The sequence below is a fragment of the Janibacter sp. Y6 genome (assembly GCF_040900765.1).
Taxonomy (GTDB): domain Bacteria; phylum Actinomycetota; class Actinomycetes; order Actinomycetales; family Dermatophilaceae; genus Marihabitans; species Marihabitans melonis.
In genome coordinates, this window is sequence record NZ_JAKLYZ010000009.1 from 23,977 (window position 1) to 43,314 (window position 19,338).

At 73.3% G+C, this 19,338-nt stretch carries 17 protein-coding genes and 2 tRNA genes; 9 read left to right on the plus strand and 10 right to left on the minus strand.

Translation table 11 applies throughout. From position 1 onward, the window contains the following. Positions 1-59: 59 nt before the first annotated feature. Positions 60-3,737 carry a heterodisulfide reductase-related iron-sulfur binding cluster gene (locus L6241_RS15800; RefSeq protein ID WP_368247025.1) on the minus strand — a complete coding sequence of 1,226 codons (3,678 nt, stop codon included), beginning with the start codon at positions 3,735-3,737 and terminating at the stop codon, positions 60-62. A 230-nt stretch (positions 3,738-3,967) separates the two neighbouring features. Between L6241_RS15800 and cysK the strand changes: the two genes are divergently transcribed. Together cysK and cysE are read left to right on the plus strand one after the other, a co-directional pair. Further along, positions 3,968-4,897, plus strand: a complete 930-nt coding sequence (cysK, locus tag L6241_RS15805) for a cysteine synthase A (RefSeq protein ID WP_229300404.1) — start codon at positions 3,968-3,970, stop codon at positions 4,895-4,897. A gap of 4 nt (positions 4,898-4,901) precedes the next feature. Further along, positions 4,902-5,543, plus strand: coding sequence for a serine O-acetyltransferase (gene cysE, locus L6241_RS15810; protein WP_224767028.1), 642 nt, complete (start codon positions 4,902-4,904; stop codon positions 5,541-5,543). Between the two features lie 83 nt (positions 5,544-5,626). Here cysE and L6241_RS15815 read toward each other — a convergent pair whose 3' ends face one another. Beyond that, a complete protein-coding gene (locus L6241_RS15815) occupies positions 5,627-5,917 on the minus strand; it encodes a hypothetical protein (protein WP_068272581.1) in 291 nt (96 codons plus the stop codon). A 109-nt stretch (positions 5,918-6,026) separates the two neighbouring features. On the opposite strand from L6241_RS15815, the gene L6241_RS15820 reads away from it, so the two are divergent. After that, positions 6,027-6,111 (plus strand) — tRNA-Ser (locus tag L6241_RS15820). 29 nt (positions 6,112-6,140) lie between these two features. Here the strand turns inward: L6241_RS15820 and L6241_RS15825 are convergent. Continuing rightward, entirely contained in the window at positions 6,141-6,716 is a 576-nt protein-coding gene (locus L6241_RS15825) for a TetR/AcrR family transcriptional regulator (protein ID WP_191681640.1), read from the minus strand. After that, the gene (locus L6241_RS15830; protein WP_368247026.1) at positions 6,716-8,248 is read right to left on the minus strand and encodes an MFS transporter; all 1,533 of its coding nucleotides are present in this window, start codon (positions 8,246-8,248) and stop codon (positions 6,716-6,718) included. The genes L6241_RS15825 and L6241_RS15830 overlap by 1 nt, the downstream gene beginning before the upstream one ends. Positions 8,249-8,329: 81 nt before the next feature. On the opposite strand from L6241_RS15830, the gene L6241_RS15835 reads away from it, so the two are divergent. From L6241_RS15835 to L6241_RS15855, 5 genes are all read left to right on the plus strand, one after another. Next, positions 8,330-9,751: a protealysin inhibitor emfourin gene (locus L6241_RS15835; protein WP_368247027.1), complete on the plus strand. Its 1,422-nt coding sequence runs from the start codon at positions 8,330-8,332 to the stop codon at positions 9,749-9,751. 9 nt (positions 9,752-9,760) lie between these two features. After that, complete coding sequence (gene aroQ, locus L6241_RS15840) at positions 9,761-10,243, plus strand: type II 3-dehydroquinate dehydratase (protein ID WP_368247028.1); 483 nt, start codon at positions 9,761-9,763, stop codon at positions 10,241-10,243. Between the two features lie 199 nt (positions 10,244-10,442). Next, positions 10,443-10,646 (plus strand): cold-shock protein, encoded by a 204-nt coding sequence (locus tag L6241_RS15845; protein WP_068272603.1) that lies wholly within the window; start codon positions 10,443-10,445, stop codon positions 10,644-10,646. A 129-nt stretch (positions 10,647-10,775) separates the two neighbouring features. Continuing rightward, a complete protein-coding gene (locus L6241_RS15850) occupies positions 10,776-12,314 on the plus strand; it encodes an LCP family protein (RefSeq protein ID WP_368247029.1) in 1,539 nt (512 codons plus the stop codon). A gap of 48 nt (positions 12,315-12,362) precedes the next feature. Continuing rightward, a tRNA-Ser gene (locus L6241_RS15855) sits at positions 12,363-12,452 on the plus strand. Between the two features lie 77 nt (positions 12,453-12,529). On the opposite strand, the gene L6241_RS15860 is transcribed toward L6241_RS15855, so the two are convergent. Together L6241_RS15860 and L6241_RS15865 are read right to left on the minus strand one after the other, a co-directional pair. Continuing rightward, positions 12,530-13,780 (minus strand): glycosyltransferase, encoded by a 1,251-nt coding sequence (locus L6241_RS15860; RefSeq protein WP_368247030.1) that lies wholly within the window; start codon positions 13,778-13,780, stop codon positions 12,530-12,532. Then, complete coding sequence (locus tag L6241_RS15865; RefSeq protein ID WP_368247031.1) at positions 13,777-15,858, minus strand: glycosyltransferase family 39 protein; 2,082 nt, start codon at positions 15,856-15,858, stop codon at positions 13,777-13,779. Before L6241_RS15865 ends, L6241_RS15860 begins: the two co-directional genes overlap by 4 nt. A gap of 184 nt (positions 15,859-16,042) precedes the next feature. On the opposite strand from L6241_RS15865, the gene L6241_RS15870 reads away from it, so the two are divergent. After that, positions 16,043-16,312 carry a hypothetical protein gene (locus L6241_RS15870; RefSeq protein ID WP_368247032.1) on the plus strand — a complete coding sequence of 90 codons (270 nt, stop codon included), beginning with the start codon at positions 16,043-16,045 and terminating at the stop codon, positions 16,310-16,312. A gap of 31 nt (positions 16,313-16,343) precedes the next feature. Here the strand turns inward: L6241_RS15870 and L6241_RS15875 are convergent, their stop codons facing one another. From L6241_RS15875 to L6241_RS15890, 4 genes are read right to left on the minus strand one after another with little or no spacing between them, the layout of a single operon-like run. After that, on the minus strand, positions 16,344-17,390 hold the full coding sequence (locus L6241_RS15875) for a sulfate/molybdate ABC transporter ATP-binding protein (protein ID WP_368247033.1): 1,047 nt from the start codon (positions 17,388-17,390) through the stop codon (positions 16,344-16,346). Beyond that, a complete protein-coding gene (locus tag L6241_RS15880) occupies positions 17,387-18,202 on the minus strand; it encodes an ABC transporter permease (RefSeq protein WP_123091466.1) in 816 nt (271 codons plus the stop codon). Before L6241_RS15880 ends, L6241_RS15875 begins: the two co-directional genes overlap by 4 nt. Beyond that, complete coding sequence (gene modA / locus L6241_RS15885) at positions 18,159-18,917, minus strand: molybdate ABC transporter substrate-binding protein (protein ID WP_368247034.1); 759 nt, start codon at positions 18,915-18,917, stop codon at positions 18,159-18,161. Before modA ends, L6241_RS15880 begins: the two co-directional genes overlap by 44 nt. After that, a complete protein-coding gene (locus L6241_RS15890; RefSeq protein WP_068272616.1) occupies positions 18,914-19,318 on the minus strand; it encodes a molybdopterin-binding protein in 405 nt (134 codons plus the stop codon). Before L6241_RS15890 ends, modA begins: the two co-directional genes overlap by 4 nt. Positions 19,319-19,338: the final 20 nt, after the last annotated feature.

Consider the following 19,338-nt stretch of genomic DNA (forward strand, 5'->3'; position numbering starts at 1 on the left):
TCGCAGACATGACGAAGGGGGACCCGCCGATCCGCGAGTCCCCCTTCGTCATCGGGTGGTCACTCCCAGGAGGGCTTCGCGTTCTGCTGGCGGAGGTCGTCGAGATCGGTGTCCTCGGACGTGGCCGTGGCGGACGGCTCAGCGGGCGAAGGGGTGTCCGCCGCGGGCTCGGTCGGGGTGACCTCGCCCTGGGTGGGCTCCTCGGAGCCGGTGACGGTCTCCTGACCGCCGACCTCGGGCTCCGTGGCCTCGCCCGCGGCCGGGGACTCCGGCTCGGGCTCGGGCTGGGCGGCCGGGGCGGGGGAGGAGGTCTCCCAGGACGGGGCGGCGTTCTGCGCCGCGAGGTCGCCGTCCGACGCCGTGTCACCGGCCGGGGTCGGCGCATCTGACGCCGGCTCGGTGGGGGTGACCTCGCCCTGGGTGGGCTCCTCGGAGCCGGTGACGGTCTCCTGCCCGCCGACCTCGGGCTCCGTGGCCTCGCCCGCGGCCGGGGACTCCGGCTCGGGCTGGGCGGCCGGGGCGGGGGAGGAGGTCTCCCAGGACGGCGCGGCGTTCGCCGAGGCGACCTCGGTCTCCCATGAGGGGGCGGCGTTGGCCGCGGCCTGGTCGGTCGCGGGGGAGGGCTGGTCCGCCGCGGGCTCGGTCGGGGTGACCTCGCCCTGGGTGGGCTCCTCGGAGCCGGTGACGGTCTCCTGACCGCCGACCTCGGGCTCCTTGGCCTCACCTGCGGCCGGGGACTCCGGCTCGCCCCCGCCGGTGGGGGCGGGCGAGCTGGTCTCCCACGACGGTGCGGCGTTCGCTGCCGCAGCGTCGGACGGTGCCGTGGCCGGCTCGTCCTTCGCCTCGGTCGGGGCGGCCTGCGGGGTCTCGGTCTCCCACGACGGTGCGGCGTTCGCTGCCGCAGCGTCGGACTGCGCCGTGACCGGCTCGTCCTTGGCCTCGGTCGGGGCGGCCTGCGGGGTCTCGGACTCCCACGACGGTGCGGCGTTGGCCGATGCGGCGCCCTCGGACTCCCACGACGGTGCGGCGTTGGCGGCCGCAGCGTCGGAGGGAGCCGTGGCCGGCTCCTCCTTGGCCTCGGTCGGGGCGGCCTGCGGGGTCTCGCTCTCCCAGGACGGAGCGGCATTGGCCGACGCGGCACCCTCGGACTCCCACGACGGGGCGGAGTTCTGGTCGGCGACGGTCTCGCGACCCTCGACCGCCTCCGGGTCCTCGCCGGCCTCCTCGACGGCCGCAGCCGTGGCGGCGGTCTCGGCCGCGCTCGGGGGCTCGGGGGTCGCCCCCTTCGCGTCCTGGCCGTCCTGCGGGGCGGGCACGGCCGTCTTGGGCTCGGCCTGCGCCTGCTCCTGCGACTCGGTCGTCCCCGTCGTCTCCGGGGCCTCACGGACCGAGGCGAGGAGCATCTGGGCGATGTCGACGACCTCGATGTCCTCGCTCGCGCCCTCGGACTGCTTGGCCGTCAGGCCGTCGCTGAGCATGACGCGACAGAAGGGGCAGCCGACGGCGATGCGCTCGGCACCGGTCGCGATGGCCTCCTCCGTGCGGTTGAGGTTGATCCGCGAGCCGAGCTGCTCCTCCATCCACATGCGCGCGCCACCGGCGCCGCAGCAGAAGGACTTCTCCTTGGTGCGCTCCATCTCGCGCAGCTCGACACCGGGCAGGGCCCCGATGAGCTCCCGCGGCGGGGCGTACACCTGGTTGTGCCGACCGAGGTAGCACGGGTCGTGGTAGGTCACGCTCGTGCCCGTGGAGGCGACGTTCTTCAGGCTCGACTTCTCCGGGGCGCTCGGGCGGCGCACCGGGGCGAGCTTCTTCTCCCGGACGAGACGGTTGAGCAGCTGGGTGTGGTGGAGCACCTCGTAGGTGCCGCCGAGCTGCGGGTACTCGTTCTTGATGGTGTTGAAGCAGTGGGCGCAGGTGACGACGATCTTCGTCGCGCCGACCTCGTCGAGCGTCGCGACGTTCTGCTCGGCGAGCATCTGGAAGAGGACCTCGTTGCCCGCGCGGCGGGCGGAGTCACCGGTGCACGTCTCGCCGTTGCCGAGGACGGCGAAGTCCACCCCGGCGATGTCGAAGAGCTCGGCCACGGCGCGCGTCGTCTTCTTCGCGCGGTCCTCGTAGGCGCCGGCGCAGCCGACCCAGAAGAGGTAGTCGACCTCGTCGGCGGACTCGACGTCCTCGCCGAGCACCTTGACCGTGAAGGGCAGGTCCTTGGCCCAGTCCATGCGCGCCTTCGCGCCCATGCCCCACGGGTTGCCCTTGCTCTCGAGCTTCTTGAAGAGGCCGCCGAGCTCGCTCGGGAAGGCCGACTCGATGAGGTTCTGGTAGCGGCGCATGTCGACGATGTGGTCGACGTGCTCGATGTCGACGGGGCACTGCTCGACGCAGGCGCCGCACGTCGTGCACGACCACAGGACGTCCTCGTCGATGACGGCGTCGGGCCCGTGCGGGTTGTAGGCCGACAGCGGGTTGTCGACGTCGTAGCCGGTCTGGCCGACGAGCGACATCGCATCCCAGTCGATCGCGGTCGCCGTGGCGACCGATCCACCGTCGGTGGCCGTCTCGTCCGGCCCGGTGGCGAAGGCCGAGGCGGGGATCGCCCCCTTCGCGGTCTGCGGGCTGGCCGAGCCGCTCGAGATGATCCCGGAGACGTCGCGGGCGGCGGCGACGAAGGGGGCCTTGGCGTGCGCGTGATCACGCAGCGTCATCATGAGCATCTTCGGCGAGAGCGGCTTGTCGGTGTTCCACGCGGGGCACTGGCTCTGGCAGCGACCGCACTCCGTGCACGTGGAGAAGTCGAGCAGGCCCTTCCACGTGAAGTCCTCGACCTTGCCGACGCCGAGGCTGATCTCGTCCTCGGTCTCCTCCATCTCCTCCATGACCTCCATGGAGAAGGGCTTGCCGCCCACCGTCATCGGCTGGAGCGCCCCGAGCGAGGTCGCGCCGTCCGCGTGCCGCTTGAAGTAGATGTTGAAGAACGCGAGGAAGCGGTGCCAGGCGACGCCCATCGTCGGGTTGAGCGAGACGGTGATCATCCACGCGTAGGAGATGAGCAGCTTGACGAGCGCGACGACGACGATCGCCGCCTCGAGCGCCCCGACGGACAGACCGCCGAAGATCGCGCCGAGCCATGCGGTGAGCGGGAAGTGCAGCAGCGTGGCCTGCTCGGCCTCGCCCGTGCTGCGCAGGAGCGCGTACTCGAGACCGCGCAGCAGGGTGATGCACAGCGCGACGCCGAGGATCGTCGCCTCGACGTAGTACGCCTGCCAGAAGGTCGAGCCGTAGAAGCGCGAGCGGCGGCCGTCCTCGCCCGCCGCCGAGCGCGGGTGGTTCTTCTGGCGGATCGCGATGAGCGCGACGATGCCGACGAGACCGCCGACGGCGAAGAGCTCGGTGACCCACTCGTAGGGCCAGAAGTGCCCGATGAGCGGGAGCACGAAGTGGGGGTCGGCCAGCTGGAAGGTGGCCTGGACGAGGGTGAGGAAGAGGATCCCGAAGGAGAGCATCGTCACCCAGTGGGCGATCGCCACGACCGGCAGACGGGCCATGCGGGTGTGCCCGAGGAACTCCCGGAAGAGCGTCGTCGTGCGGACCGCGGGGCGGTCCGTGCGGCTCGAGTCGGGCTGGCCGAGCTTGAAGGTGCTGACGAAGTGCCGCACGGCGCGGGCCAGCATGGCCCACCCGACGACGGTCACGGTCAGCCCGATGACGAGGGCGACGATCTCCAGAGCGGACATGTCGCAAATCCTACGGGGGGTAACGGGCTCGTCGCCCCGGCTGTGACCTTGCTCGCCGCCCCCGGCGTGGCCGGCGTCGGCCGGCTCGGGGCTCGACGCCGACGGCCTGCCGGGCCGCAGTCTTGGGGGCCGGACCAGGTTGTCGCGATCAATAACAGGGTGTTGGAATAGCCATAACGCGATGTTCGTTATGGCGACGAGCATCACCGACCCCTCCCGGAAGGACCGCCGTGCCCATCTACGACGACGTCACCAAGCTCATCGGCCGCACCCCGCTGGTGAAGATCAACCGGATCATCAGCAGCGACGCGACCGTCGCGGCGAAGCTGGAGTTCTACAACCCCGCGAGCTCGGTCAAGGACCGCATCGGCGTCGCGATCGTCGACGCCGCGGAGGCGTCCGGTCAGCTCAAGCCCGGCGGCACCATCGTCGAGGCCACCTCCGGCAACACCGGTATCGCGCTGGCGATGGTCGGCGCCGCCCGTGGCTACGACGTCGTGCTGACGATGCCCGAGACGATGAGCAAGGAGCGTCGCGCGCTCCTGCGCGCGTACGGCGCCGAGCTCATCCTCACCGAGGGCCCGAAGGGCATGAAGGGCGCGGTGGAGAAGGCCAACGAGGTCGCCGCGGAGCGCGAGGGCGCCGTCCTCGCCCGCCAGTTCGCGAACGAGGCCAACCCCGAGATCCACCGCCGCACGACGGCCGAGGAGATCTGGGCCGACACCGACGGTCAGGTCGACATCGTCGTCGCGGGCATCGGCACCGGAGGCACCATCACCGGTGTCGGTCAGGTCCTCAAGGAGCGCAAGCCTGGCGTGCAGATCGTCGCGGTCGAGCCCGAGGAGTCCGCCATCCTCAACGGCGGCCAGCCCGGCCCGCACAAGATCCAGGGCATCGGCGCGAACTTCGTCCCCGAGATCCTCGACACCGAGGTCTACGACGAGGTCATCGACATCAACGCCGAGACCTCCGTCGAGTGGGCCCGCAAGGCCGCCACCGACGAGGGCCTGCTCGTCGGCATCTCCTCCGGTGCCGCCCTCGCCGCGGCCGACCAGCTCGCGAAGCGCCCGGAGAACGCCGGCAAGACCATCGTCGTCATCATCCCCAGCTTCGGCGAGCGGTACCTGTCGACGATCCTCTTCTCGGATCTGCTCGACTGACCCCATGGACCTGCTCGCTCCCCCTTCGCCGATGCCGGATCACCCGACCCCGTGGATGACCGTCCGTGAGGACGTCGACGCGGCGATGCGGCGTGACCCCGCGGCGACGTCGCGGCTGGTCGTCCTGCTCACCTCGGCCGGGCTGCACGCGATCTGGCTGCACCGGATCGCCCACCGCTGGTGGCAGCGGCCCGCGACGAGGTGGCCGGCGCGGCTGCTCGCGTACGTCTCGCGGGCGGTGACGGGGGTCGAGATCCACCCGGGGGCGCACATCGGGCGCCGCTTCTTCATCGACCACGGGATGGGCGTCGTCATCGGCGAGACCGCCCAGATCGGTGACGACGTCATGCTCTACCACGGCGTGACGCTCGGCGGGACGTCGCACGCACGGGTCAAGCGGCACCCGACGCTCGGCGACTCCGTGCTCGTCGGCGCCGGGGCGAAGATCCTCGGCCCGGTCCACGTCGGCAGCAACGTCAAGGTCGGCGCGAACTCGGTCGTCGTCAAGGACGTGCCGACGGGCGCGGTCGCGACGGGTGTGCCCGCCGTCTACCGCTTCCCGCAGGTGGAGGAGCAGCGTGCCGTCACCGAGCGTGACGTCGACCCGCTCGACCTGCCCTTCCTCGACCCGGCGATCTTCATCTGAGGACCGTCACGAGGCATGGCGAAGGGGGTGCGACCAGGTGGTCGCACCCCCTTCGTCGTGCGTGGGGAGGGTCTGCGTCCGGGCTAGCGCTCGACGCTCGAGCGCACGTCACGCTCGGAGTCGGCGCTGATCCGGCCGGCGCCCTCGCGCAGGCGGTCGCCTGCCGCGGTGGCCGCGGTGCTCACGGCGTCGAGCGCGGCGGGGGCGACCCGGGTCTTCGCGACGTGGCGCGCAGAGGCGACCTGGCGCTGCACCGGCTGCGAGCGCCACAGCTGGCCGGAGCCGGCCTTGATCTGGGCGTAGCGCTCTCGTCCGGCGCGGGTGCCGAGGACGTACCCGGCCGCGGCACCGGCGATGAAGGTCAGCTTGGCCATGCAGGTCCTCTCGTCGCTCCCGGGCGGGCGGGGCCCGCTCGGATGTGCTGCGACACTACCCGCCGCCTCGGGTTACGGTGAGGCCCGGCGGCCCCCTCGTGGGGCCTCTGGCGGGTTCGCATAGTGGCCGAGTGCAGTCGCCTTGAAAGCGACCAGGGGGAGACCCCTCGTGGGTTCAAATCCCACACCCGCCGCCCTGGACGGGCCGGCTCGGTGCCAGGTCCTACGGCGCGCTCCACCGGGTCGGCTCGCGCGTCATCTCGACGAGCCGGCTCTGCAGCCGGCGCAGACGGGCCGCGTCGACCTCGCCGCCCCACAGCAGGGCCGCGCTCGCCCCGTCGGCTGCGGCGAGCACGAGCTCGACGACGTCCTGCGGGAGGCCGTCGGCCGCGAGGTCCCGCTCCCAGCGCAGCTGGTCGGCGTGCGCGAGCTCGCGCACCGCGGGGATCGTCATGAGCTGGGCGGTGAGCAGGATGTCGTCGCGCAGCCCGTGCGGGTCGAGCGGCTCGTCGAGGCACGTGCGGACGTAGGCGCGGGTGAGCCGGCCCGGGGCCCCGTCGTCGGGGTCGTCCGCGGCCTCGACCGCCGCCCGGAAGCGCTCGGTCTGGTCCTCGGCGAGCGCGAGCAGGAGGGTCTCCTTGCTCGCGAAGTGGTAGACGAGCCCGCCCTTGGACAGGCCCGCCTCGGCCGCCACCGCGTCGAGCGTGGCTCCGGGGCCGGTGCGACGGACGACGGCGGCGGCCGCGTCCAGCACGAGACGTCGGGTCTGCTCGGGGCTGCGGCCGGCGGTGCGGGGCATCAGGCTCGGGTCTCCAGGAGCTCGGGGACGGGTGCGGCCTCGGGGGCCGTCTCGGACGGGATGGTGCGCCAGGCGACGAGCGCCGCCACGGCCATGATGGCTGCTGCAGACAGCGAGGCCACCTGCATGGCCCCGACGAAGGCCTCGCGCGCGGCCTCGCCCGCGGGCGAGCCGGCCTCGAGCACGCCGGTGGCCCCGGCGAAAGAGTCCTGCGCCGTGGCTCGGGCCGACGCGGTGATCCCGTCTGGCAGGTGCAGTCCGGACCGGTAGGCGAGGGTGACCACGGACCCGAGCACCGCGATGCCCAGGGCGACGCCGAGCTCGTAGGCCGTCTCGGACACCGACGCCGCGGCGCCGGCGCGGGCGCGAGGCACCGCCGAGACGACGGCATCGGTCGCGAGCGTCATCGCCAGCCCGACGCCGAGCCCGATCGGCACGAGGGCCAGGCCGAGCCAGAGGTACCCGGGGGCAGCCTCGGCGACCGCGACCGCGACGAGGCCGACGGACGCGACGGCCAGGCCTGCGGCGATGGCGCGGCCCATCCCGAGGCGGCGCCGGGCCGCGCCGACGAGCACGACGACGGCGATGGACGCGAGGGTCGCCGGCATCTCGGCCAGCCCGGCGACGAGCGGACGCATCCCACGGGCCAGCTGCAGGTACTGCGAGAAGAAGAAGAGCAGCCCGGTGAGGGCGAAGATCGAGATGAGGGTCGCGAGCACCGCGCCGGTGAAGGCCGGGTTGCGGAAGAGGCCGACGTCGATCGTCGGGTCGGGGCTGCGGCGCTGCCGGCTGACGAAGGCGAGACCGGCGAGGACGCCGAGAGCGACGAGCCCGGCCGTCGTGAGGTCGAGCCCGTGCGTCGTGGCGTGCTTGACCGCGTAGACGACCGGCACCACGGTCACGGCCGACAGCGCGGCGCTCACGAGGTCGAAGCGACCCGGTGCGGGGTTGCGCGACTCGGGCAGCAGGAGCAGGCCGCCGACGACGATGGCGAGGACGACCGGCACGTTGATGAGGAAGACCGAGCCCCACCAGAAGCGCTCGAGCAGCACGCCGCCGACGAGGGGGCCGAGGGCGAGCCCGCCGCCCGAGGCCGCGGCCCAGACGGCGATGGCGCGGCTGCGCTCGACCGGGTCGACGAAGAGGTCGCGGATGATCGACAACGTGCTCGGCATGATCGTCGCGCCGGCGACGCCGAGGAGCAGGCGGGCGGCGATGAGGGCACCTGCGGTAGGGGCGAAGGCCGCGGCGGCCGAGGCGGCTCCGAAGGCAGTGGCGCCCGCGAGCAGGGTGCGGCGCCGGCCGAAGCGGTCCGCGACCGTGCCCATCGTCACGAGCAGCCCGGCGAGGGCGAGCGAGTAGATGTCGCCGATCCACAGGACCTGGGTCCCGCTGGGCGCGAGGTCGCGCGTCAGGCTCGGCACCGCCAGGTAGAGGACGGTGCTGTCGATCGCGAGGAGCAGCACGGCCCCGACGAGGACGGACAGCGCCGCCCAGCGGCGTCGGGGGGAGAGGGGCGTGGCGGTGCTCATCCATTTACTATACCGACTGGTCGGTGCAGTAATCCACTCGTCCCTGTTGTGGCTGTCGGTGCACGGGAGTTACATGGATCCATGAGCCCCTGCGCGATCGTCCCGCCGCACCTCCTCGACGCCCTCGCCGCCTCCGGCGACCCCGAGCTGGCCGCCCGTGCGAGGCACGTGCGGGCGGTCGACGCCGAGCTGCGCCGGGCCCGGCGCACGCGAGGCGCGCTCCCGGACGAGGGGGCGACCCCGGACGCACCTGCCGGGGGCGGCGCCCGCAGCGTCCACGACGCGAAGGGGGAGCAGGAGCTGCCCGGTGACCTCGTGCGCGGCGAGGGCGACCCCGCGACGGGTGACGCGGCCGTCGACGAGGCGTACGACGGGCTCGGCGCGACCCGCGACTTCTGGCGGACGGTGTACGGCCGTGACTCCCTCGACGGGCGCGGCATGGGCCTCGTCGGCACCGTCCACTACGGCCAGCAGTACGACAACGCCTTCTGGGACGGCTCGCAGATGGTCTTCGGCGACGGCGACGGCGTGATCTTCACCCGCTTCACCGCGAGCCTCGACGTCATCGGCCACGAGCTCGCCCACGGGGTCACCGAGCTCACCTCCGGCCTGGTCTACCAGGGCCAGTCCGGTGCGCTCAACGAGCACGTGTCCGACGTCTTCGGGGTGCTCGTCAAGCAGCGCCACCTCGGCCAGGCCGCCGACGCGGCCGACTGGCTCGTCGGTGCCGAGCTGCTCGCCCCGGGGGTGCAGGGTCGGGCGCTGCGCTCGATGTCGGAGCCGGGCACAGCCTACGACGACCCCCGCATGGGCAAGGACCCGCAGCCGGGTCACATGGACGACTTCGTCGTGACGAGCGCCGACAACGGCGGCGTCCACATCAACTCCGGCATCCCGAACCGCGCCTTCTACCTGCTCGCCACGGCGCTGGGCGGCCCCGCGTGGGAGCGCGCGGGGCAGATCTGGGTCGACACGATCCTCGGCGACATCCGGGCCGACTGCGACTTCGCCCGCTTCGCCGCGCTCACCGTGGTCGCCGCCCGGGCCCGCTACGACGACGAGGTCGCCGCCCAGGTGCTCGCCGCCTGGCAGGGCGTCGGCGTGGTCCCGGCCGAGGGCGAGAGCCCCCAGGGGTCCTCGGACGCGTCGGCGGGCGAGCCGCAGCCCGCTCCGACCCACACGACCGAGCTCACGCTCACCCGGTCCGGGGGTGTCGCCGGTCTCGTACGCCGGCGGACCGTCACCCTCGGCGAGCTGCCCGACGACGACCGCACCGCCCTGGCCTCGCTGCTCACCGATCCCGAGCTCGCCGCGTACGCGGCCGCGGAGCCGAGCCGCCCGGACGCCTTCTGCTACGGGCTCTCCTGCGACCAGCCGCCCCTCGACGTGCAGGTCCCCGAGCCGGTGCTCCCGCCTCCGACCCGAGCGCTCCTCGACCGCACCATCGCCGCGGGCGGTCCGCAGGCCGAGCCGTCGGCCGAGCCCGGCGCCGGCCAGTCGTAGGGTGCCCGGGTGAGCGAGCAGGGGCAGACGCAGACGAGCCGGCGCACCGTCGTCGTCCTCAACGGGCCCAACCTCAACCTCCTCGGCGAGCGAGAGCCCCACATCTACGGGCACGAGACGCTGGCCGACGTCGAGGCGATGTGCGCCGCGCGGGCCGGCGAGCTCGGGTGGACGCTCGACTTCCGCCAGACCAACCACGAGGGCGTGCTCATCGACGCCGTCCACGAGGTCCGGCATGACGCCGTCGGCGTCGTGATCAACGCCGGTGGCTGGACCCACACCTCGGTGGCCATCCGCGACGCGCTCACCAACGTCAGCGGCCCGGTCGTCGAGGTCCACATCAGCGACATCCATGCCCGCGAGGCCTTCCGGAGCCACTCCTACATCTCCGACATCGCCGACGACGTGATCGTCGGACGCGGCACGGCCGGGTACCTCGAGGCGCTCGACGCCATCCGCGCCCGGGTGGCCCCGTCCAGGCCCCCGGCCTGAGGCGGTCTCGTCTCACCTCCTCCGCTCAGGGCGAGCACGTCAGCGGCATTGCTGATAGCGTCGTCGCTGAGTTGCAGTACGACTTCGCACGTTGTCGCGGGTCCGGCCCACCAGTCGGTCTGTTGTCGCGGGTAGGGGATCTTTGCAGCTAGCACAAGGAGCTACCTGCTCCACAGATCACACGAAAGAGATTCACCCCATGGCACAGGGCACCGTTAAGTGGTTCAACGCTGAAAAGGGCTTCGGCTTCATCGCCCAGGACGGCGGTGGCCCGGACGTGTTCGTTCACTACTCCGCCATCGACACCACCGGCTACCGCAGCCTCGAAGAGGCGCAGCGCGTCGAGTTCGAGGTCACCGAGGGTCCCAAGGGCCCCCAGGCCGACCGCGTCCGTCCCGTCTGAGGATCTGACGCACGGCGCGCGCAGCGCGCCACCAGCACCACACCGAGGCCCCCGGCACTGCCGGGGGCCTCGGTCTGCGTCCCGCAGCATTCGGGCTGGATGGTCACGGGTTGATATCGTCGCCGGGCGATGACGGATGACAGCGAGCTGACGCAGCCCGAGGGCGAGCACGAGGGCCACGGCTCCGAGTCCGAGGGGTCGGCTGCCGCGACCCGCTCACGGCGCCTCGAGGGGCGGCTCCAGCGGCGCCGCCGGCGGCGGCGTCGTCTGCGTGTCGCGGGCATCGCCGCCGCGTGCGTGATCGGGCTCGTCGGCGCCGGCGTGGCTGTCGCGGGCTACCGCCTCAACGGCAACATCACCCGGGTCGACATCGGCACCGGTTCGACCGCCCGCCCCGAGAACAGCGGCGGACCCGCGGGCCCGCTCAACATCCTCGTCGTCGGCTCCGACACCCGCCAGGGGCTCGGGACGACCGAGTACGGCACGGACACCGTCGAGGGCGGGGCGCACTCCGACACCAACCTCGTCGTGCACATCTCCGCCGATCGCAGGTCCGCCTTCGTCGTCTCCATCCCGCGCGACTCGATGACCATGGCGCCCAAGGACTGCGAGGACCCCGCCTCGACCGTGGAGAACGGCGAGATGCGGCAGTGGAACTACAACTTCAACAAGGGCGGCCCGGCCTGCACGGTCAAGACCCTCGAGGGTCTGACCGGGGTGTACGTCGACCACGTCGTCGTCGTCGACTTCTCCGGCTTCCAGAAGATGGTCGACGCGCTCGGCGGCGTCGAGGTGTGCCTGCCCCAGCCGCTCGAGGACTCCGACGCGCACGTCACGCTGCCTGCCGGGCGGCAGAAGGTCGACGGCAAGGAGGCGCTCGGCTACGTCCGTGCCCGCAAGTCGCTCGGCGACGGCTCGGACCTCGGGCGCATCGAGCGCCAGCAGGCCTTCATGTCCTCGATGGCCCAGGAGGCGACGAAGAGCTCGCTGCTCCTGCGCCCCGACCGCCTCTACTCCTTCCTCGACGCCGCGACGGAGTCGATGACCGCTGACGAGGACCTCTCCCTCGGCGTCCTGCGCGAGATCGCGAGCAGCCTGCGCGGCTTCGGCATCGACAACCTCTCCTTCGTCACGGTGCCGACCGAGCCCTACCCGGCCGACTCCAACCGCGTGCAGTGGCAGGAGAAGCCGGCGGCCGAGCTGTGGGACGCCGTGCGCGACGACACCGAGCTGCCGGGCGCGAAGAAGAAGACCACGCCCGCCACGCCGCTCACCGTCACCCCCGACAAGATCTCGGTCTCGGTCGTCAACGACACGAGCGCCGAGGGCCTGGCGACCCAGGAGTCCACGGCGCTCGGCGTCCAGGGCTTCGGGGCCACCGTCGCCGGGACCGGGCCCACCGGGCGGGTCACCGGCGTCCAGGTGCGGTACGCCCCGGGCGAGAAGGAGGCGGCCCGGACCGTCGCCGCCGCCTACCCGGGGGCCAAGCTCGTCGAGGACGACAGTGCCACCGACGCGGTGGTCCTCGTGCTCGGCATGGGTGCGCCGACGGCCCGCGAGGTCGAGGGACGCACGGGCACGAAGGACATCCCGGCGCCGACGGTCTCCGCGCCCCCGGCGCCCGGCAAGATCACCGCGCGCACGGCCACCGAGGACATCTGCGGCTGATCGCTTTGGAGACCACGCACTCCGCCGGTTAGTGTGTGCGGGTTGTCTGGAGGCGTCGCCTAGTCCGGTCTATGGCGCCGCACTGCTAATGCGGTTTGGGCTAACCGCCCATCGAGGGTTCAAATCCCTCCGCCTCCGCAGCAGAAGGGCCCCGCACCTCTGGTGCGGGGCCCTTCGTCATGTGCGGTGACCCGCAAGGGGCGCCTCGCGCTCGCTCACCAGCGACGCATGAGGGCGAACTTGGCCACGGTCGCCGCGACGGTGCACCCACCGACCACGAGAGTCTGCAGGGGCGTCGGCGCGTGCGGCAGGACCGCCCCGAGGGCGGCGAGCCCTCCTGCGGTCATGGCCCACGTCGCACCGAAGATCGCCAGGCCCTGGGCCTGGTGACGCAGGGCACCCCTCGCCCCCGACAGGCCGAAGGTCCACCTCCGGTTGGCCGAGGTGTTGACGACGGTCGCGACGAGCAGGGCGAGCAGGTTGCTCGGCTGCGGCGCGAAGGCTGTCGCCAGGACTGCGAAGAGCGCGAGGTGGAGCAGCGTCGTGGTCGCCCCGACGAGCGCGAAGCGCACGACCTGCCCGCCGACGACACCGCCCACGGGGGCGTTGCGCCCGACCCGCTCCCGGATCTGCTCGACCGGCAGATCGCCGCGACGCAGCGCCCGGTGGACCCGGCGCATCCCGCGCAGGTCGTCCAGCGCCGTACCGACGACGTCGACCCGGCTGTCCGGGTCGTCCCACCAGTCCACGGGCACCTCGTGGATGCGCAGGCGGCAGCGCTCGGCGAGGACGAGCAGCTCGGTGTCGAAGAACCACGCGGTGTCCTCGACGAGCGGCAGCAGCTCGGCGGCGACGTCGGCGCGCACCGCCTTGAAGCCGCACTGGGCGTCGCTGAACCCGACCCCGAGACCGGCCCGCAGCAGCAGGTTGTACCCGCGCGACGTCGTCTCGCGCAGCGTCCCCCGCACGACACGACTCGTGCGGTGCAGACGGGTGCCGATCGCGAGATTGCTGTGCCCGGACATGAGCGGCGCGACGAGCGGCCACAGCGCGTCGAGATCGGTGGAGAGGTCGACGTCCATGTATGCGAGCACCGGGGCGTCCGACGCCGCCCACACAGCACGCAGGGCGCGTCCACGCCCCTTGGCGTCGAGGTGCACGGCGGCGACCTCGGGCAGCACCTCGACGAGGTCCAGCGCGACCTGCCACGTGCGGTCCGTGCTCGCGTTGTCGGCCACGGTGATCCGGTAGGGGTAGGGGAAGGTGTCGCGCAGGTGCGCGTGCAGCCGGCGCACGCACGCCGCGAGCGTGGCCTCCTCGTCGTAGACCGGCACGACGACCTCGAGCACGGGCGGCGGCCCGGGGCGCTCCTGCTGCACCCGGGTCACCGGGTCGGGGGTCGTCGCCGGGGCGAAGGGGGGACCTGTCACCTCGGGCGTCGGCTCGGTGCGCACGAGGGTGCTCATGACGCCGCCTGCGTCGTGGCGAGCGGCGCGGTGAGGTCGTAGAAGGTCGTCCCGTCGATGCTCACCTGCTCGTACCGGCTCGAGGCCCACTCGAGGATCTGCGCGGCCGACCCCGAGCCCGACCCACCCATCCCGCTGCCGGCGAGCAGGTAGTGGATGTCGCCGTCGGCGACGAGCTGCTGCATCTCCTCGAGGGTCGGGCTCGGGTCTGAGCCGTTGAAGCCTCCGATCGCCATGACGGGCAGCTCGGTCGCGAGCTGCAGGCCCGCGGCGTTCTGGCTGCCGACCGCCGCCGCGACCCAGCGGTAGCGGGACGCGTCCTGGGAGAGGGCTGCGACGACCTCGGTGCTCGGGGTGCTGGCGTCGAGCAGCCCACCCATGCCACCGGCACCGCCACCGGCCGGAGCGCCGCCCGGTGCTGCACCCGGCGCGGTGCCCTGCCCGGGCATGGCCTGGGGAGGCTGAGCGCCCTGTCTTCCCGGGCCCCCGGGACCTCCCTGGTTCCCAGGTCCGCCCTGCCCGCCCGGACCTCCCTGACCCCCGGGCCCGCCCCGGCCAGCGGTGCTCGGGCCTGCCGTGACGATCGACCCGGTGTGCGCCTGCGAGATCGTCGTCGCGGAGTAGGCCGTCGGGCCGAGCAGGAGCGCGACGACGGCGGCGCTCGCGACGGCCGCGGCTGCCCGGCGGCTCATCCGGTCGGCGAGGAGCAGACCGAGGGCGGCTGCGAGGCCGAGGACGAGGACGCTCACCCGCAGCCAGTCGCCGTACGCGGTCGTGCGGCTGAGCAGGACGGCGGACCACGCCGTTCCGACGGCGGTCGCGCCGGCGAGGACGAGCCTGCCCCCCAGGCGTCCACGAGCCGACCACACGTCCGCGGCGCCCATGCCGACGAGCGCGGCCACGGCCGGGGCGAGAGCGACGGTGTAGTACTCGTGGAAGATCCCGGCCATGAAGGAGAAGGTGAGGGCGGTGACGACGAGCCAGCCGCCCCACACGACGTAGGCGGCGCGACGCAGGTCGGTGCGCGGGGCGCGTCCCCGCAGCCACAGCCCGGCGACGAGCAGGACGAGCGCGGTGGGGACGAGCCACGAGATCTGCCCGCCGATGCTCGACGAGAAGAGGCGACCGATGCCGGTCTCGCCCCAGCCACCACCGCCGCCGACCGAGCCCGTCTCCTCGCCGTTGATCCGGCCCAGGCCGTTGTACCCGAAGGTCAGCTCGAGGAAGGAGTTGGTCTGGCTGCCGCCGATGTACGGTCGCATGCTCGCGGGCACGAGCTCGACGACCGCGACCCACCACCCCGCGGACACGACGGCGGCTGCCGACGCGACCAGCGCGCCGAGGGCACGCCGCCGTCCGCTCGTCCGGGCGGCGAGGAGCCAGGCCAGCCCCAGCGCGGGGACGACGAGCAGGACCTGCAGGGTCTTCGTGAGGAAGCCCAGGCCGACGAGCACGCCGACGAGGCCCATCCACCGCACGGAGCCGCGCTCGACGGCACGGACGGTCGCCCAGGCGGCGAGGGCCATGAGCAGCACGAGCAGCGCATCAGGGTTGTTGAAGCGGAACATGAGCACCGCGACCGGGGTGAGGGCGAAGACCGCACCGGCGAGCAGCCCGGCACCGGCCCCCGAGACCCGCTTGGCCGTCGATACGACGACGCCGGTCGTCGCGACGCCCATGAGCACCTGCGGCAGCAGGATGCTCAGGCTGCTCAGCCCGAGCAGGCGCACCGACAGGGCCATGACCCACAGCGACGCCGGCGGCTTGTCGACGGTGATCGACCCGCTCGCGTCCGACGCCCCGTAGAAGAAGGCCTCCCACGACTGGCTCCCGGCCTGCGCGGCCGCCGAGTAGAAGGAGTTCGCCCAGCCGCTCGCCGTGAGCTGCCAGCTGTACGTCGCGAGGGTGAGGGCGAGCAGGGCGACGAGGGCGGGGCGGGCCCACGCCGGGTCGTCGGCCGGGCCGCGCCACATCTGCGCGAGACGGTGGCGGGCCTCGGCCGGCCGGGTGCCGACCTGGCGGGCGAAGGGGGAGCCGGCGGCGCCGTCGGCGGTGCGGGGGAGGGTTGTCGAGTGCATGCCGACACGCTCGAGCCCGCCGCTGTGGTCGGCCTGTGGCGGTCCTGAGGTGCGCTCCTGACTGCCTCACGCCGCCGGCGGTGCAGGGACTCCCTTCGCTGAGCGCACGGTCCTCGCCACCGTCGGATGGCGGCCCTAGCCTGGGGCGGTCATGGCTCGGGGGACGAGAGCGGGGGACACGGTGATGGAGGTGCCGGGGAAGCGGGCGGACCGCGAGGTGCTCACGATGTCGGAGGAGCTCGCCGAGCGCGGTGAGGTGCTCATCGGCACGACGACGTACGAGCCGTCGGTGCAGGAGGCGGAGGCGATGCTCCAGGCCGTGCGCAAGCGCGCTGACGGGTGGCGCAACGGGGTGGGGGCGACCCTCACGCTCGTCCTGGCCAGCCCCGCCGTGAAGCCGGGCGAGTCGTGTCGCTGCTGCTCTTCTGCGGTGCGGTCCTCGCGACCTGGCTGACGCCGCTGCCCTGACGCGGTCCGCCGCGCCGTCAGACCGTGTCGAGCCGCACCGCTGCCGCCTTGACGACGAGGTGGACGGTCTCGCCCGGCCCGAGACCGAGGTCGGCCACCGCGGCCGGGGTGAGGTCGGCGACGAGGGCGCCGAGGTCCGTCGTGGCACGCAGCCGCGCCGCCGAGCCCGAGGGCTCGACGGAGACAACCGTGCCGGCGACGACGTTGCGCGGGCTGCCTCCGGGCGGACGGCGGTGCACGGCGACCGTCTCAGGACGGAAGGTCGCGACGGCCCGCGTGCCCTCCGGCGAGTCGACGGGCAGCCCGTGCAGGACGCCGCCAGAGGTCCGCAGCTCGCCAGGCGGTCCGAGCACACCGCTGACGAGGTTGACCCCGGCCAGCCGGGCGGCGAAGGGGGAGCGCGGGGCGCTCACGAGGTCGCGGACCGGGCCCTGCTCGACGACCCGCCCGCCGTCGACGACGACCGCGTGATCGGCCAGCAACGCTGCGTCGACGACGTCGTGGGTGACGACGACGGCCGTCCTCCCCCGCAGCACCTCGCGCAGGACGTGACGCACCTGGGGCGCGGCGTCGACGTCGAGCGCGGAGAGCGGCTCGTCGAGGAGCACCACGTCGGGCTCGGCGGCCAGGGCCCGGGCGAGCGCCACACGTGCGGCCTGGCCGCCGGAGAGGGTGCCCGGACGGCGGTCGGCGAGGTGCCCCGCGCCGACCCGCTCGAGCCAGCGGGCCGCTGACGCGCGTGCCGCGCGCCGGCTCGCACCGCCCGCGCGCGGACCGAAGGCGACGTCGTCGAGCGCGCTGAGGTGGGGCAGCAGCAGCGGGTCCTGCGACAGCAGCGCGACCCGGCGACGATGGGGCGGGAGGTGGTCGAGTCGTCGACCGTCGAGCAGCACGCTCGACCCCGCGGGACGGTGCACGCCCGCGATCGTCGCGAGCACGGTCGACTTGCCGGTCCCGTTGGGTCCGAGCAGCGCCGTCGTCTGCCCCCCGGGCACGACGAAGGACACGTCCACCCCGCGGTCGGCGTCGCGGACCTCGACCTCGAGGCCGGCGGACGTGCTCATCGGCGCACGTCCGGCCGGGCGAGCGCCATGACGACGACGGCGACGACGACGAGGAGGACCGAGAGCGCGACGGCAGCGTCGGGGTCGCTCTCGCGCTCGAGGTAGATCTGCAGCGGCAGGGTCCGGGTCGTGCCCTGCAGGGACCCGGCGAAGGTGAGGGTCGCCCCGAACTCGCCGAGCGAGCGGGCGAAGGCGAGGACGGTGCCGGAGACGAGCGCCGGTCGCACGAGCGGGAGGGTGACCCGTCGGAAGACGACGGAGGGTGAGGCACCGAGTGTGGCGGCCACCCCTTCGTGCCGGCCGCCGACCGAGCGCAACGCCCCGTCGAGGCTCACGACGAGGAAGGGGAGTGAGACGAAGGTCTGCGCGATGACGACGGCGAGCGTCGTGAAGGCGACCCGGACGCCGAGCGCGTCCAGGTGCGACCCGAGCAGACCCTGCCGCCCGAGGAGGGTGACGAGGGCGATGCCCGCGACGACCGGCGGGAGCACGAGCGGCAGGAGCACGAGGGTGCGCACGACGACGTTGTCGAAGAGGCGGAGCCGGGCGAGCGCGAGGGCGAGCGGCACCCCGAGGAGCAGGCAGAGCACGGTCGACGCGCTCGCGGTGCGCAGGCTGAGCCACAGGGCGTCGAGCGCGCGCTCCGAGGTGAGCAGGGCGGGCAGCCCGGCGACGTCGACGCTCGCGAGCATCCCCACCACGGGCGCGGCGAGGACGAGCGCCCCGAGGACCGCGGGCAGCAGGGCCCAGCGCGGCACCGTCGCGACGTCAGGGCGCGGCAAAGCCGGCCGCCTCCAGGTGCCCCTCTGCATCCCCCGTCGCGTCCGCGAGCACGGCCGCGACGAGCTCGTCGGCGAGGTCGCGGTGCTCGCTGTCGGCGAGCGTGGCGACGGGGTAGGTCGTCGTCGTGTTGTCCTCGTCGGGGATCTCCACCGTGCCGACGTCGTCCGAGCTCTGGGCGTCGGTGACGTAGACGATGCCCGCGTCGGCCTCGCCGCTGGCGACCTTGCCGAGGACGCCGGTGACCTTGGCCTCCTCGGAGACGGGGGCGAAGGTGAGGCCCGACGCCTCCTCGACCCGCTCCGCGGCCGCCCCGCAGGGCACCTGCGGGGCGCACAGGACGAGGTCGACGTCGCCCTCGAGGTCGGCGAGCGAGGTGATCTTCGCGGGGTTGTCCTTCGGCACGACGACGGTCATCGAGTTCGTCGCGAAGGTCTGCGGCGAGCCGGAGACCAGGTCGGCGTCCTCGACGGTGCCCATCGTCCGCTCGTCCGCCGTCGCGAGCACGTCGGCGGGCGCGCCGTCGACGAGCTGGGCGGCGAGGTCCGAGGAGCCGGCGAAGGAGAAGCGCACCGTGACGCCCGGGTGGTCCGCCTCGAAGTCGTTGGCGATCTGCTCGAAGGGGCGCTGCAGGCTGGCGGCGGCGAAGACGGTGAGCTCGCTCGACCCGCCGTCGGCGTCACCCCCGCTGCACGCCGAGAGCCCGAGGGCGACGACGGCCAGGGCCGCGAGGCCGGCGCGGGTCATGCCCGGCCGTCCGGGGTCTCGATGACGACCTGCGTCGACTTGATGACGGCGACCGCGACGACGCCGGGCTCGAGACCCATCTCGCGCACGGCCTCGGCGCTGAGCAGCGAGACGACGCGGAAGGGGCCGCACTGCAGCTCGACCTGAGCCATGACCGTGTCGGCGACGACCTCGGTGACGATGCCGACGAGCCGGTTGCGCGCCGACGTGTGCCGCCCGACCGGGTCGGGCAGCGCGCGCAGGTGCTCACGGGCGTGGTGCGCTACTGAGACCGCGTCGACCGTGCGGCGACCGCCGTCGTCCTCGCCGGCGACGAGCGTGCCCGCATCGACCATCCGTCGGATGGTGTCGGTGCTCACGGCGAGGAAGTCGGCGGCCTCATGGATACGCAGATGCGGCATATGAGCGACTCTACAGACGC